The following is a 12,652-nucleotide window of genomic DNA, read 5'->3' as shown; positions in this document are numbered from 1 at the left end:
AGTCTACTGACCCACGCCTCGTTCGACCCTGGGGATCGTCCCGCAGTTCCGCGCCGTCACGCCGAGCGGCGACGCTCCAGCCGGACGACGGCGACGAGGGCTCCTGCCGCGAGCGCACCGAGTCCTCCCATCGCCATGTCGCCGATGGTGTCCTCGTAGGTGACGAAGATCTCGTCAGTGATGAACGTACGACCCGCCCACTCGATCATCTCCCACACGGCGCTGGCCGCGAGCCCGATCACGGTGCAGAGGACGATCGGCATGCGGGGGCGGAACGTCGGCGACTCCTGCGCGGTGACGATGCCGAGTCGGGAGAGCACGAGGTAGCCGGTGGCCGCGAGGGCGCCCGTGCAGACGAAGTGCACGACGAGGTCCCACCCGGTGAGCGTGCGGTACAGGTCGAACACGTTGCTCGCCGCCGCGATGAGCACGATCAGGCCGATCGCGAGGTCGATGCCGCCGCGCATCCCGAGGACGCGGGGGAGCATGAGGGCAGGGAGGGCGAGTGCGAGGATGCCGGCGTCGGTCGGTGTCGACCAGATCGCTGCGACGAGGACGCTGAGGATGCCGATCACCCGGACGGCGTCGGCACCGTACTCTGCAACGGAGTGCGGCGGGCGGAGGAAGTCCTCCTTCATGCGTGCTCCTCGGGTGGGACGGCGGCGGGCGGGGCTAGATCGATCAGGGCGTGCACGGGGAGATGATCGGACGGCCATCCTCCTCCATACTGCCGCGCGTCGATGCCGGCCCGGCGCACGGGAAGCGCGGGGGAGACGAGGATGCCGTCGATGCGGCGTCCTCGGCGGGGCGCCCGATAGCCGGCGAACGTGCTCCAGGCGGGGGTGCGGCGGGACACGGCGGCCGTCCACGAATCGCGGAGGACGTCGGCGGCTTCGAGGGCGCGCCATGCGGCCGAGCCGGCGGAGGCGTTGAGGTCCCCGAGGACGACGACGGGGGCCGCAGAGGCGGCGGCGACGTCGTGCACCGCCTGCGCCTGACGGAGCCGCGCCCACGGCGAGAACGCGTCGAGGTGGGTGTTGAGCACGGTGAGCACGGCGTCCGTGCGGCGGTCGCGGAAGGACGCCTCCACCGCCACCCGCGGCGCGACGCTCAGCCAGGAGCGGGAACCGGGGCGATCGGGGGTCCGGGAGAGCGCCATCTGTCGCCAGGTGCGCAGTTCCAGCCGGTCGGCGTCGTAGAAGAGCGGACAGCCCTCGCCGCGGGGTCCGGGGAGGCGGCTGTGGCCGACGCGGCGGAACGAGGGACCGAGGGTGGCAGAGATCGCGTCGGCCTGCGCGGGCAGGGCCTCCTGAACGCCGAGGACGTCCGGCCGCTCCGTGCGCAGGAGCGCGGTGAGCCGGGGGCGCCGTATCTCCCAACGGTCGGCGCGCGGCCAGGCGAGCGCGCCGAGGTCGCGGCGGATGTTGAGCGTCATGACGTGCAGCTCGGTGGCAGACGGTGTTCCGAGGAGCGGGGCGTTCATCGGCGGGCTCCGGGCGCGGGGACACCGAGCCGGTGAAGTACCCGGCGCAGGGTGAGCCGCACCCAGCGCACGGGAGGGAAGTCCTCCGGCCAGTGCAGGAGGACGGTGCGGGCGCCGATCCAGGCCCGGCGGGCGAAGGAGCGGCCGCTGCCGAACGGGCGCATGGAGATGCCCATGTCGGTGTGCAGCAGCCAGCGGATGCGATGGCGCTCGCCGACGTGGAAGGCGAGGTCGAGATCGTCGTGGAGGTCGGCGTCGGCGCGGTGCACGCGGTCCCGGACGGCGAGCCACGCCGAGCGGCGGAGGGCGAGGTTCGACCCGAACAGCGGTACGTGACCGAGTGCCGAGCCGCACACGACGACGTAGGAGAAGAGGTAGGCCGCCGCGAGCGGGCGGCGCAGGAACCGGGGGCCGTCCACGAAATGTGCGCCGCCGGTCCAGGCGCCGACCCGCGGATCCCTTGTGCACGCGGCTGCCATCGTCTCGATCCACCGCGGCCCCGGAACGCCGTCCGCGTCGAGTCGCAGGATCACGTCGCCCGTCGCCGCGTCGTATCCGGTCGCGCTCGCCGCGGGGATGCCCGGGGTGTCGCACCGCACGACCCGTGCACCGTGCCGGGCAGCCACGGCGGCCGAATCATCGGTCGAGGCGTTGTCCACGACGATGATCTCGTCGGGCGGGAGCGTCTGCCGGGCGAGGGCGCGGAGACACCGCCGCAGTTCCGCCGCGTCGTCCTTGACCGGGATGACCACGCTCAGGGTCGGTTCGGGGGCGGCTGGTGTGGCGCGGTGCACGTCGTCTCCTCGCAGGTCTGCTCCTCAGCCTAGGGAGCGCGACGACGGGGGACGTACCGGTTGACACCAGGGCGGGCGGCTCGATACGGCTCACCTCGCGGGGTGTGGATAACTCCGCGGGCCGGGAGCGGATCGTTGCGAGGATGCAGGGATGGAGCAGCCCGCGTCGATCATCGCCGACCTCGTGCGGCGTCGGCTGCGGACCGAGGGGGTGGATCCGGCGACCGACCCGGAGCGGGCGCGGGAGGTCACCCGGGCGGAGGTGCGGCGTCACGATGATCGGGCGCTCGCGCGGGGCGGCGTGCTGGTCGAGGACGAAGCGGCATGCGTGCGGGACGTGCTGGCGGCGGTGAGTGGCTTCGGTGCTCTGCAGCCCCTGCTCGACGACCCCAGCATCGAGGAGGTGTGGGTCAACGGCGACGGGGCCGTGCACACGGCGCGGGGTGGGGTCGCGGAGCGGACGGCGCTGCGGTGGGACGAGGCGACGGTGCGGGATCTGGTGGAGAGGATGCTGCAGGCGACGGGACGGCGCGTGGACATCGGGCAGCCGTTCGTCGATGCCTCGCTGCCGGACGGCTCGCGGCTGCACGTCGCGATCGCTGATGTCGTGCGCGGGTCGTGGGCGGTGAACATCCGCAAGTTCCTTCCCGGGCACCGCTCGCTGGAGGCGCTCACGGCACAGGGCGCGCTGACTCCCGAGGCTGCGCGGGCCCTCGGTGAGGCGATGCGGACGGGCGCATCCGTGATCGTGTCGGGAGCGACCCATGCGGGCAAGACGACGATGCTCGGAGCGCTGCTCGCCGCCTGCGCGGCCGAACAGCGCATCATCACGGTGGAGGAGACGTTCGAGCTCGCGGTGGAGGGCCCCGATGTGGTCGCGCTGCAGGGGCGTCAGCCGAGCCTCGAGGGGACCGGCGAGATCACGCTGCGGCGGTTGGTGAAGGAGGCCTTGCGAATGAGACCGGACCGGCTCGTGGTGGGGGAGGTGCGGGATGCGGAGGCGCTCGACCTCGTGCTCGCGCTGAACACGGGGGTGCCCGGGGCCTGCACGGTCCACGCCAACTCCGCCGCGGAGGCGCTCGACAAGCTGTGCCTGCTACCGCTCCTCGCCGGCCGGAACATCGACCGCGACTTCGTCGCTCCGGCGCTCGCGTCGTCCGTCGATCTCGTCGTGCACTGCGCGCGCGACGCGGCCGGGTGCCGATTCATCGAGGAGATCGTCGCCCCGACGGGTGAGGTGGTCCGGGGGCGGGTGCTCAGCACGCCGGTCTTCGGAGCCGGGCGCCCCCTCGACCGGGCGGCCTCGGCCGGGACGGGGGTTCTCGCATGACGTTCCTCCTCGGCGCGACGCTCGCGGCCGGCGTGCTCCTGATCCTGGCACCGTGGCTGTGGCCGGCGGGGGAACGCTCCGCGTCCTCTCCGCATCCCGGTCGCCTGGCTCGTCTCGCGGGCGAGGCGGGGTTCCCGGCGTGGCAGACCCGCTCCCTCCTGATCGGCATCGCCGGTGCCGCCCTCGCCGCCGCCTCCCTCGCCTGGCTCGTCACGGCGAGCGCCGCGCTCGCGGTGCTGGCCGGGGTGGCCGGGGGCACGGCGCCGATCGCCTACCTGCGTGGCCGACGTCTGCGACTGCGGCGTCTGCGGCGCCAGCTCTGGCCCGACGTCTGCGACCTGCTGATCGCCGCGATCCGCGTCGGCCTGTCGCTCCCCGATGCGGTGGCCACCCTCGCGGAATCGGCTCCACCGCCGCTTCGCCCCGCGTTCGACGTGTTCGCCCGAGACCTGCGGAGCAGCGGACGGTTCGACGCCAGTCTGGACCGGCTGAAAGCCGTCCTCGCTGATCCTCTCGGGGACCGGATCATCGAGACGCTGCGGATGGCGCGGCAGGTCGGCGGGACCGAGCTCATCGGCGTGTTGCGGGCGCTCTCGTCGTCCGTGCGTGCCGACGCGGCGCTCCGCGGCGAGGTCGAGGCGCGGCAGTCGTGGATCCGCGGGGCGGCCGTCCTCGGCGCCGTGGCGCCGTGGGTCATCCTCACCCTCCTGATCCTGCGCCCGGAGGGGGCGAAGGCCTACGGCACGCCGGAAGGGATCGCCGTCATCATCGTGGGCGCGGTCGTGTCGGTCGTCGCGTTCCGCCTCATGATCCGGATCGGTCGGCTGCCCGAGCCGCGACGGTGGTTCGGGTGAGCGGGCTCTCCGCGCTCGCCGTGGCCGTGCTGCTCGGCGGGGGATTCGCCGCGGGTGTCCTCTCGCTTCTGGCGAACCTCCCGCGGTGGCGGGCGGCGTCGCTCACATCGAGGATCGCGCCGTACGTACGGGACGTCGTCGACGACGAGGCGTTGCCGCGTGACGCCGTCCCCAGGCCCGGCACCCTGCCCGCCGGAGGGTTTCGCCTCGGTGCGCGCGGTGCGCAGGCGCTCGACCGTCTGCTCGGTGGGACGGAAGCTCTCCGAAGGCGGCTCGCACAGGCGGGGTCGACACGCGATCCCGTCGCCTTCCGCGGTCGACAGCTCACGGTGATCGTGAGCGGAATCGTCGCCGGGGCGCTCGCCGTCATCGTTCTGGTCGTGATCGGTCGGTGGTCGCTTCCGGTCGGGTCGATCCCGCTCCTCGTGGGAGCGGCGGCCGGTGTGGGGTACGACATGCGGCTGTCGGCGCGGGTGCGTGCGCGGAAGGTGCGTCTGACCGAGGAGCTGCCGACGACGCTGGAGTTCCTGGCGCTCTGTCTCTCGGCGGGCGAGGGGTTTCTCGATGCCGTGAAGCGCGTGGCCGGTGTGGGGTCGGGGGAGCTCACGGTCGAGCTGCGCCGCGCGGTGCTGGAGGTCGGGACGGGGTCGCCGCTGGCGGATGCGTTGACGGCCATGGCGGCCCGGCTGGAGCTGCCGGGGCTGACACGGGCCGTGGACCAGATCGTCGCCGCGCTCGAGCACGGAGCGCCGCTCGCCGCCGTCCTCCGCGCGCAGGCCGACGACACGCGGGAGGAGGCAAAGCGCACGCTCATCGAGCAGGCCGGACGGAAGGAGATCTTCATGCTCCTGCCCCACACAATTGTGTAAACGTACCTCGGGAAGCTCGCGCTAGCTCGTTTCAAACAGGCCGGGGATGATCACGACGGTGCAGACGAGTCCGAGCAGTGTCGTAAATGCGGCGTTCCATCGGACGGTCTTGCCCCATTGATCCCAAGTGGTGGTCCCGAACTTGCGGTCGCTGAAGGTGGGGAGTGACAGCGTGTGGCCCACGAACGAAACGAACGCCACTCCCAGCCCGAAGAAGCCAAACCTGACGATGAGCTCGTCCACGCTGTCGATGGATGGCCAGAACGCGAGCAACGGGGTGAGCGAGAGTGCGAGGAACAGTAGGAGCATGGTCTGACGCTAGCGGGCCAGGTCGCTCAGACACGCGCGACCCGCGACGCGCGAGTACTCCTTCAGGCGTATCGTCGGAACCCGACGATACGATTACGGCATGGCCTCCACACGCACTAAGCGACCGATCGCTGTAGACCTGTTCGCTGGCGCTGGAGGGCTTTCGCTCGGGTTTGAGCAGGCCGGATACGACATCGCCGCAGCGGTCGAGTACGACCCAATTCACGCCGCTGTGCACGAGTTCAATTACCCGTACTCGACGACGTTCTGCCGCGACGTGTCCACGATCACTGGCGACGAGATTCGTCAGAAGTCGAGCATCGGCAACCAGGAGATTCACGTTGTCGCTGGTGGTCCGCCGTGTCAGGGCATCTCCATGATCGGGAAGCGTGCCATCGACGACCCGCGCAACGTTCTGATGCGTGAGTTCGCGCGCATCGTGATCGAGTTGCAGCCGCGCTACTTCGTCATGGAGAACGTCGCCGGGCTAACGGTTGGCGCGCACCGCCAGCTTCTCGACGAGGTTGTCGAGATGATGAACGAGGCCGGGTACAACATGGTCCTGCCATACCGAGTGCTCCAGGCGGCTGACTTCGGCTCGCCGCAGTCGCGTCGTCGTCTCATCCTGCTCGGCTCACGGTCGGACGTGCCGCTGCCGTCGTACCCCGAAGCTACCTACACGCCTCGGACGATCAAGGGCACGGTGCCCAAGGGGGCGAAGCTACCGCTCGGGCCGAGCGTTGCCGACGCCCTTTCGGACATTCCTGACGCTGACTCGTTCGATGCCCTGCTCAGCTCGGACGCCACGAGGGTTGAGTACGGCAAGCCGTCCGCGTATGCGGCTGCGCTCCGGGGGATCGTGCGGGAGATCGACGACTTCTCGCGACCGCGCGTGTTCGACCCTGAGCTGCTGACCTCATCCGCGCGCACACGCCACACCGAACTGTCGGTATCGCGCTTCGCGGCGACCGAGCCGGGGTCTACGGAGAAGGTATCGCGGTTTCTTCGCCTGCACCCCGATGGTGTCAGCAATACCCTCCGTGCCGGGACGGCCTCCGACCGGGGAGCGCATACCGCACCCAGACCGATCCACCCGTTCTACCCCCGCGTCATCACCGTGCGGGAAGCGGCAAGGCTTCACGGATACCCGGACTGGTTCCGGTTCCACGTCACCAAGTGGAACGGCTTCCGCGAGATTGGCAACAGTGTGCCTGCACGGCTGGCGCGCGCGGTCGCCTCGTCGCTGCTGAAGGCCGATGGCATCAAGCCGAAGCCTGGACCTGAGACTGAGCTTGGCGACACGCGCCTGCTCCACCTGACGGCAACCGAGGCGGAACGGCACTTCGGCATTGCCGAGCGCGTCATCCCTCAGCGCGACCGCAAGGCCGGCTGAGCGTGGCGGAGAAGAAGGAGAACCGCTACTCCCAGATCCTGGCGCTTGTCTTCGAGTCTGGCTTCACCCCGGGCGCGACAAGGGTCCAGTTCGAGCGCACTGACCTGGAGCACGCGGCTGACGCCATCGGCATCAAGCTACCTAAGAACCTCGGCGATGTGATCTATTCGTTCCGGTTCAGGAACAAGCTGCCCGACTCGATCATTGCCTCCGCGCCCGAGGGGTACGAGTGGATCATCCGCGGCACTGGGCGCGCGAAATACGCCTTCGTCGCCGTGCCGAACCAGGTGCGAATACTGCCGCGTGAGGGCCTCATCACGATCAAGATTCCCGACGCCACTCCTGAGATCATCCGGTCGTCGGCGCTCGGAGACGAACAGGCGCTTCTCGCACTTGTCCGCTACAACCGGTTGCTGGACATCTTCCTCGGGATCACGACGTACTCGCTCCAGAACCATCTCCGCACGACGGTGCAGGGCATCGGCCAGGTCGAGGTCGATGAGGTCTACGTCGGTCTTGATCGATACGGCGTTCAGTACGTGATGCCGGTTCAGGCGAAGGGTGGCTCGGACGAGATCGGTCTGACGCAGATCGAGCAGGACTTCGGCGTATGCGCGCAGAAGTGGCCGCACATGACCGCGCGCTCAGTGGCTGTGCAGTTCATGGACGACGACAAGATCGCGATGTTCGAGCTCGGCCTTCAGGATGACCAGGTGGCCGTGATCCGCGAGGCGCACTACCGGCTCGTTGCGTTCGCGGACATCACCGACGAGGACCGCGACCTCTACCTCCGGGCGCGCGACGTTTGACGGAGAATGGTCGGCATGACGCCGAAGGAGTCGTGGGCGAGTAGTCCGCGCTCGCGTCGGGTGATGCTCGGCAATCGCTCGCGGGATACCAAGCCTGAGATGGCTGTCCGTAGAGCCTGCCATGCACGCGGCCTTCGTTACCGTGTGGACGTGCGTCCGTTGCCGGAGCTGCGGCGGCGAGCCGACCTGGTGTTCCCGACCGAGCGCATAGCCGTGTTCGTCGACGGGTGCTACTGGCACGGCTGCCCGGAGCACTACGTCGCATCGAAGTCGAACGCAGACTACTGGCGCGTCAAGATCGCGCGGAATCGTGAGCGAGACGCCGACACCGACGCCACTTTGCTCGCCGCAGGCTGGCGGGTCGTCCGGGCTTGGCAACACGAGGACCCCGGTACCGTCGCGGACGCAGTCGCCGCCGTTGTCCGCGCCCGCCGTGCTGGGTAGGTTCCGTGGGCACGAGAGAGGGGCACCCCCAGCGCGTCAGCTAGGAGTGCCCCGAGGGCGGCCGCTCAGGCGGCGACGCTGCCCTATGCGGTCGTCTTCAGGAACCGCCCGATTCCGTGCAATGTGGACCCGGTGCCGATCATGACTGAGGCCCTCCAGACGGGAGTGTCCAGAGCGCCTCGGGTAGCGCCTACCGTGCGGTTACCCGTCGATGCGCGCGTATGCGGCCTGCATCTCGGCGGTGACGCTCGCGCCGAACGCGCGCACCTGATTCAGGGTTGGCTGACGGCCTCGCACATGCGCACTGAGGGTGACCTCCTCGATACGTACAGCCTCTACCTCCCATGCCTCGGCAAGATCGAAGGCGGCATCGAAGACCAGGAAGATCGCGGTGTCGAAGTCGGTGCTACGGAACGGGCTGAACTTGCCGCCTGCCACGGTGCGCACCCCCATCGCCTTGACCTGAATGCGCTGGCCGGTAGGCGTAGTGATGTCGTGCGACTTGGTGCTGGTCGGCTCCAGCACGCCACCACGGGCCAGCCAGACGATGTGCTCGGCAATGTCCCCGAGGGGCTTGTTGTTCGTGCGCACCAGCTCGCGGCGCTGAAGCTCCTTCACAATGCTCGCTTCCAGCAGCAGCAGGCTGCGCACGGGCAGGGCGGTCAGGTCAGGCAGGTCGTTCATGTGGTTCTCCTCAGTGTTCATCATCGGGCCTTGCCGCAGCGGACGCCGCCGACCAGGCGGGGGAGCAGCCTCACGCCTTGGCGGCGACGTTGAGGTGGCGGCTGAGTGCGGCCTTGCTGCCGTACGACTGACCGCAGGTGCAGCCGTTGGCCTTGTTCGGGTCGGCGTTGTGCACGACCGGCACGCTAGCGTCCACGTGGCGCTGCTCGGCGATGACCACGCCTTCCTCGGTGGCGACGGTGCTGCCCTTGCTGGCGCGGGGCTTGCGCGCGGGCTTCGGTGCGCGCTTGGACGGTGTGACCATCCAGCCGTTGGGCAGGCTGCCCGCGTTGGCGATGGCCCGATGGGTGAGCGCCTCCAGATCGCCGGCCTCGATACTCTCCAGGAGCGCCTGGTAGGCCAGCGCCCGGATGCCCTTGAGGCGGGCGCGCTGCACGGTGACGCCGAACGTGTCAACGACCTGCTGGATGGCAGCTTCGATGGCGGGCAGAGCCTCGTCGAACTGCGCGGCCTCGGTGGTCTCGACGGGCTTGAGGGACTTGGGGGCGGTGCGCTTGGTGGCCATGATGCGAAACCTTTCAGGTGTGGAACTGAGTCGAACGTGTGTTCGGTACTTGAACCATGCATCGCCGTCCCGAGGGCATCCAAGACCGGGCCTCAGCCCCGGCATGTAGACCGCTGCTGCACTATCGGGAACGGTCCCCTTCCGGAACTCGCCCAGACCCATAAGAGACCCAGGCGCATGCTCAGGGGTCTCGGTGGGAACGAGGCTAGAAGGACAGTCCCTTCCTCGGCGCACCTGGATGCACCCACACCGACCCGTCGGCTACCGGCGCGTCATCTTCGGGAGTCGCTGGGTTCGCCTTTGCCATCGTGTCGTCCATCTCGTAGGCGAGTTCCAACAGCTTCTGCGTGAAGGTGGCCACGTCGAGCGCCGCATCCTTATCAACTGGTGCGATCTCATGGTTAGCCTCATTGCCGATTTCACGTATGCGGTCGATCCACGGCTGCATACGTTTGGTGATGACGCCCTCAGCGGCTAGGTGGTCAACACACTGGACGAAGTTAGGCGCGCGATCCTTCGAGTCTTTCGCCGGGAGACCGTGGGTCACCGCGACATGCATGAGCAGCTTGCGACAAAGCATCACTGACGCGGTATACGCTCCCACGCCCAGACACTCCCGAATCTCTCCCCACAGCGCGGATTCGTCGTCGGGTAGACCCGCTGGAACGCGCAGCGGCTTTTGCGCAGGTGATGCGATGCCCTGGTTCAGAGCCACCGCGAGCTTGCACTGAATGCACCGCAGCCATGCCTCGCGCTGACTGTTCGTAACGGCAATGACCACGAACTGATGCGCGCCGCATTGCGGGCAGTCGCCTTGCGCGTAGGCCCGGTCCTCGTGCTTACCGAAGCTGCCGGAAGCGCTGATAGTGATTACGTCCTCGATGGGGGTGGCCATGTACACATTCTGATCGACACCTCCGACATCCCCGTCTTGTCGGGTCGATGCTCGTCGTGCGCGCCCAGGAGCCCTAGTGCAGCCGATGTCAGGCGGCGAGTGCTGCCGCCGTCTGCTGGTGTGCGACGAGGCGGCGCTGAGCCTTGGCCACGCCGTTGACCGTCCACCGTAGGCCGGTGGCCGTGGTGTGCCCCTCGGCATTGAGCGCGGCAGCCGTAGCGGCGAGGGTGCGCGTGCGCCGCAGCGTCAGCAGCCTGTTAGCCGTGGCCTGGGGCAGCACCGACACGCGGCCCATGTGTCGTCCCTGGCGCTTGGCTGCCTGCATCGCCGCGCTGGTGCGCTCACCGATCACGCGGCGCTCCCACTGAGCTACCGACATCATCACGTTGGCCACAAGCTCGCCGGTCGGGGTGCTGGTGTCCACGCCCAGGTCGATAGCGACCAGCGCCCAGCCGCGAGCACGGGCCAGCTCCAGTACGCGGGCGAAGTCGGCCACGCTACGGCTCAGGCGGTCGAGCTTGGCCACCACGATTCCGTCAACGTCGCGGCGCTTGGGGCTGGCGTCCAGCCGGTCGAGCGCGGCCTGTAGCTGGGGGCGCGCGAGCGACTTGGCGCTGAGGCCCGCGTCCACGTGCCAGACCACGTCCCAGCCGTGGGCGTCAGCGTAGCGCTGGATGGTTTCGCGCTGGGCGTCTAGCCCGAGGCCGCTGCTGGCCTGCTCTTCGGTGGATACGCGCAGATAGCCGATCATCGTGGTCATGCCTGCACCGCCTTGGTCCGGTCGTACAGGTCGCCCTCCACGTGGTGCAGCTTGGCCCCGGTGCTGGGGTGGCGTGCGATGTAGACGTAGCTGCCCTCCACGAACCGCAGCTCCCAGCCCGCGTCGTGCAGGGCATCGGCTAGGTCATCATCAGCACCGCCAGGGAAGAACGCGTCACCGCTGCTGGGCGGCTCGAAGCTGTCCAGGATCGCCTTCAGCTTGGCGAACGTGTCGGGGCGCTCCTGCCGAACACGGGCAAGCGTGGCGTCGTACTTGGCCCAGTAGCCGTCGAGCGCGCTCACAGGTACAGCCCCGTGCGCTGCTCAATGTGGACGATGGTGCCGCCTGGCTCGTAGTCGTCCACGAGGGTCTGCTCAATGCGCTCGCGTGCTTCCTCGGCGCTGGTGGCCACCACGTCAATCTCTTCGATGGTGTCGGGGTAGCCGGGGTCCGCGAAGCGGACGAAGCCGGTGTAGGTGCTCATGGTGTGGAACCTTCCGTGCGGGGCATGTGTCGAACAAGTGTTCGAGCCTGAGCAAGCTAGCCGGAAGGGCTGCCTTGTCGCAAGACGGCGGTTGAGCACCGGGCGCGGGGTGCGCCGTGGCGCTGTTGCTGGCAGCGGGCACGCGCTGGGGCAGGTCGTCGGCGCATTCGGGTCTAGACGGTCGCTGGGCCGAATGGCAGGGCTGCCCCGACCCCCAAGTACCCCAAAGACCCCCGCTCGTGGCAGGGGTCCGGGGGCGTTGGGTCACAACTCCCAACGCTTGGGCGGCAGGTTGAAAGGAGTCAGGAAAGACCCTGCCGCCCCGTCTGTGGGCCTACGCAGCCGGGGAGGAGTAGGCGGCACCGTTGGCGAGGTTGTACGCGCCCCCGCTGGTGGCGTCCTCCACGAAGGCGAGCGCTTCGGCCAGGCCAGCCGTGTCGGGGTGCGCCTGCTGCCAGGCTTCCGCCACGTCGAACCACCCGGTGTTCCGCGCCTTGATCCCGATGGCGTGGGCCATCGTCTCGTCGCCTGTGCGCACTGCGTCCTGCAGGATGGCAAGCGCGTCGCGCTCGTCGGTCACCTGGCGGGCACGCTGGGCGGCGTCACGCCGGAGCATGATGCTGTTCGCGTCCTGCGGAAGGCTGCCGCGCAGCTCCTTCTCCAGGCTGGACTTGAGGCCGTCCACGTAGCGCTTCTGGTCCTCCAGGATGGACGCCAGCTTGCCCACGGTCTGCGCCAGGAGCTTCGCCGCGTCCTCGTCCTTGGCCTCGGCGGACAGGCGGCTGTCGTTGAGGATCGCGTCGCGCTTGGCGTAGTAGTCCTTCTTCGCCTCGGACGCCTGCTGGTGGTAACCGTGGATGCGGCTGGTGAGCTCGTTCTGAACGCTGAGCGGGGTGTACTTGGCCATGATGGGTTCCTCTTACTGCTGGTGATGGTTGCCGGAGAACCGCCCCGGCGTCGGTGGTCTTGATGCGGCAGC

17 protein-coding genes are annotated in these 12,652 nt (G+C 69.0%); 6 read left to right on the top strand and 11 right to left on the bottom strand.

Translation table 11 applies throughout. From position 1 onward, the window contains the following. Window positions 1–56 precede the first annotated feature (56 nt). Genes ACIQID_RS13450 through ACIQID_RS13440 form a run of 3 tightly spaced genes read right to left on the bottom strand, consistent with a single transcriptional unit; the run spans window position 57 to window position 2,277 of the window. Window positions 57–638: a hypothetical protein gene (locus tag ACIQID_RS13450; RefSeq protein ID WP_400285978.1), complete on the bottom strand. Its 582-nt coding sequence runs from the start codon at window positions 636–638 to the stop codon at window positions 57–59. After that, the gene (locus tag ACIQID_RS13445) at window positions 635–1,483 is read right to left on the bottom strand and encodes an endonuclease/exonuclease/phosphatase family protein (protein WP_400285975.1); all 849 of its coding nucleotides are present in this window, start codon (window positions 1,481–1,483) and stop codon (window positions 635–637) included. The genes ACIQID_RS13450 and ACIQID_RS13445 overlap by 4 nt, the downstream gene beginning before the upstream one ends. Beyond that, window positions 1,480–2,277: a glycosyltransferase family 2 protein gene (locus tag ACIQID_RS13440; protein ID WP_400285972.1), complete on the bottom strand. Its 798-nt coding sequence runs from the start codon at window positions 2,275–2,277 to the stop codon at window positions 1,480–1,482. Before ACIQID_RS13440 ends, ACIQID_RS13445 begins: the two co-directional genes overlap by 4 nt. Window positions 2,278–2,428: 151 nt before the next feature. On the opposite strand from ACIQID_RS13440, the gene ACIQID_RS13435 reads away from it, so the two are divergent. The 3 genes from ACIQID_RS13435 to ACIQID_RS13425 are packed head-to-tail and all read left to right on the top strand — an operon-like array spanning window position 2,429 to window position 5,330. Beyond that, window positions 2,429–3,607, top strand: a complete 1,179-nt coding sequence (locus tag ACIQID_RS13435) for a CpaF family protein (RefSeq protein ID WP_400285969.1) — start codon at window positions 2,429–2,431, stop codon at window positions 3,605–3,607. Next, window positions 3,604–4,461, top strand: a complete 858-nt coding sequence (locus ACIQID_RS13430) for a type II secretion system F family protein (RefSeq protein ID WP_400285966.1) — start codon at window positions 3,604–3,606, stop codon at window positions 4,459–4,461. The genes ACIQID_RS13435 and ACIQID_RS13430 overlap by 4 nt, the downstream gene beginning before the upstream one ends. Continuing rightward, window positions 4,458–5,330 carry a type II secretion system F family protein gene (locus ACIQID_RS13425; RefSeq protein ID WP_400285963.1) on the top strand — a complete coding sequence of 291 codons (873 nt, stop codon included), beginning with the start codon at window positions 4,458–4,460 and terminating at the stop codon, window positions 5,328–5,330. Before ACIQID_RS13430 ends, ACIQID_RS13425 begins: the two co-directional genes overlap by 4 nt. A gap of 21 nt (window positions 5,331–5,351) precedes the next feature. Here ACIQID_RS13425 and ACIQID_RS13420 read toward each other — a convergent pair whose 3' ends face one another. Beyond that, complete coding sequence (locus ACIQID_RS13420) at window positions 5,352–5,639, bottom strand: hypothetical protein (RefSeq protein ID WP_400285960.1); 288 nt, start codon at window positions 5,637–5,639, stop codon at window positions 5,352–5,354. Window positions 5,640–5,739: 100 nt separating this feature from the next. Between ACIQID_RS13420 and ACIQID_RS13415 the strand changes: the two genes are divergently transcribed. Genes ACIQID_RS13415 through ACIQID_RS13405 form a run of 3 tightly spaced genes read left to right on the top strand, consistent with a single transcriptional unit; the run spans window position 5,740 to window position 8,285 of the window. Beyond that, window positions 5,740–7,032 (top strand): DNA cytosine methyltransferase, encoded by a 1,293-nt coding sequence (locus ACIQID_RS13415; protein WP_400285957.1) that lies wholly within the window; start codon window positions 5,740–5,742, stop codon window positions 7,030–7,032. Window positions 7,033–7,034: 2 nt separating this feature from the next. Beyond that, window positions 7,035–7,841 carry an endonuclease gene (locus tag ACIQID_RS13410; protein WP_400285954.1) on the top strand — a complete coding sequence of 269 codons (807 nt, stop codon included), beginning with the start codon at window positions 7,035–7,037 and terminating at the stop codon, window positions 7,839–7,841. Window positions 7,842–7,856: 15 nt separating this feature from the next. Then, entirely contained in the window at window positions 7,857–8,285 is a 429-nt protein-coding gene (locus ACIQID_RS13405) for a very short patch repair endonuclease (protein WP_400285951.1), read from the top strand. Window positions 8,286–8,486: 201 nt separating this feature from the next. On the opposite strand, the gene ACIQID_RS13400 is transcribed toward ACIQID_RS13405, so the two are convergent. From ACIQID_RS13400 to ACIQID_RS13370, 7 genes are all read right to left on the bottom strand, one after another. Further along, complete coding sequence (locus ACIQID_RS13400; RefSeq protein ID WP_400285948.1) at window positions 8,487–8,969, bottom strand: DUF6998 domain-containing protein; 483 nt, start codon at window positions 8,967–8,969, stop codon at window positions 8,487–8,489. A gap of 70 nt (window positions 8,970–9,039) precedes the next feature. Further along, on the bottom strand, window positions 9,040–9,534 hold the full coding sequence (locus tag ACIQID_RS13395; protein ID WP_400285945.1) for a hypothetical protein: 495 nt from the start codon (window positions 9,532–9,534) through the stop codon (window positions 9,040–9,042). A gap of 205 nt (window positions 9,535–9,739) precedes the next feature. Then, the gene (locus tag ACIQID_RS13390) at window positions 9,740–10,429 is read right to left on the bottom strand and encodes a DUF4145 domain-containing protein (protein WP_400285942.1); all 690 of its coding nucleotides are present in this window, start codon (window positions 10,427–10,429) and stop codon (window positions 9,740–9,742) included. Between the two features lie 88 nt (window positions 10,430–10,517). Beyond that, window positions 10,518–11,189, bottom strand: coding sequence for a recombinase family protein (locus ACIQID_RS13385; protein WP_400285939.1), 672 nt, complete (start codon window positions 11,187–11,189; stop codon window positions 10,518–10,520). After that, a complete protein-coding gene (locus ACIQID_RS13380; protein ID WP_400285936.1) occupies window positions 11,186–11,491 on the bottom strand; it encodes a hypothetical protein in 306 nt (101 codons plus the stop codon). The genes ACIQID_RS13385 and ACIQID_RS13380 overlap by 4 nt, the downstream gene beginning before the upstream one ends. Continuing rightward, window positions 11,488–11,673 (bottom strand): hypothetical protein, encoded by a 186-nt coding sequence (locus tag ACIQID_RS13375; RefSeq protein WP_400285933.1) that lies wholly within the window; start codon window positions 11,671–11,673, stop codon window positions 11,488–11,490. The genes ACIQID_RS13380 and ACIQID_RS13375 overlap by 4 nt, the downstream gene beginning before the upstream one ends. A 334-nt stretch (window positions 11,674–12,007) precedes the next feature. Beyond that, window positions 12,008–12,580, bottom strand: a complete 573-nt coding sequence (locus ACIQID_RS13370) for a hypothetical protein (protein ID WP_400285930.1) — start codon at window positions 12,578–12,580, stop codon at window positions 12,008–12,010. Window positions 12,581–12,652 lie beyond the last annotated feature (72 nt).

This window comes from Microbacterium sp. NPDC091676, from assembly GCF_044756645.1.
Classification (GTDB): Bacteria; Actinomycetota; Actinomycetes; order Actinomycetales; family Microbacteriaceae; genus Microbacterium; species Microbacterium paraoxydans_D.
Note: the sequence above shows the minus strand (reverse complement) of the source record. Positions and strands in the feature narration are given on the sequence as shown.

Excerpts from the sequence above, each read along its gene's own strand:
- ACIQID_RS13370 (WP_400285930.1), bottom strand. The coding sequence starts at position 12,580 with ATGGCCAAGTACACCCCGCTCAGCGTTCAGAACGAGCTCACCAGCCGC.
- ACIQID_RS13415 (WP_400285957.1), top strand. The coding sequence starts at position 5,740 with ATGGCCTCCACACGCACTAAGCGACCGATCGCTGTAGACCTGTTCGCT.
- ACIQID_RS13445 (WP_400285975.1), bottom strand. The coding sequence starts at position 1,483 with ATGAACGCCCCGCTCCTCGGAACACCGTCTGCCACCGAGCTGCACGTC.
- ACIQID_RS13375 (WP_400285933.1), bottom strand. The coding sequence starts at position 11,673 with ATGAGCACCTACACCGGCTTCGTCCGCTTCGCGGACCCCGGCTACCCC.
- ACIQID_RS13430 (WP_400285966.1), top strand. The coding sequence starts at position 3,604 with ATGACGTTCCTCCTCGGCGCGACGCTCGCGGCCGGCGTGCTCCTGATC.
- ACIQID_RS13400 (WP_400285948.1), bottom strand. The coding sequence starts at position 8,969 with ATGAACGACCTGCCTGACCTGACCGCCCTGCCCGTGCGCAGCCTGCTG.
- ACIQID_RS13395 (WP_400285945.1), bottom strand. The coding sequence starts at position 9,534 with ATGGCCACCAAGCGCACCGCCCCCAAGTCCCTCAAGCCCGTCGAGACC.
- ACIQID_RS13435 (WP_400285969.1), top strand. The coding sequence starts at position 2,429 with ATGGAGCAGCCCGCGTCGATCATCGCCGACCTCGTGCGGCGTCGGCTG.
- ACIQID_RS13390 (WP_400285942.1), bottom strand. The coding sequence starts at position 10,429 with ATGGCCACCCCCATCGAGGACGTAATCACTATCAGCGCTTCCGGCAGC.
- ACIQID_RS13450 (WP_400285978.1), bottom strand. The coding sequence starts at position 638 with ATGAAGGAGGACTTCCTCCGCCCGCCGCACTCCGTTGCAGAGTACGGT.
- ACIQID_RS13420 (WP_400285960.1), bottom strand. The coding sequence starts at position 5,639 with ATGCTCCTACTGTTCCTCGCACTCTCGCTCACCCCGTTGCTCGCGTTC.
- ACIQID_RS13385 (WP_400285939.1), bottom strand. The coding sequence starts at position 11,189 with ATGACCACGATGATCGGCTATCTGCGCGTATCCACCGAAGAGCAGGCC.
- ACIQID_RS13405 (WP_400285951.1), top strand. The coding sequence starts at position 7,857 with ATGACGCCGAAGGAGTCGTGGGCGAGTAGTCCGCGCTCGCGTCGGGTG.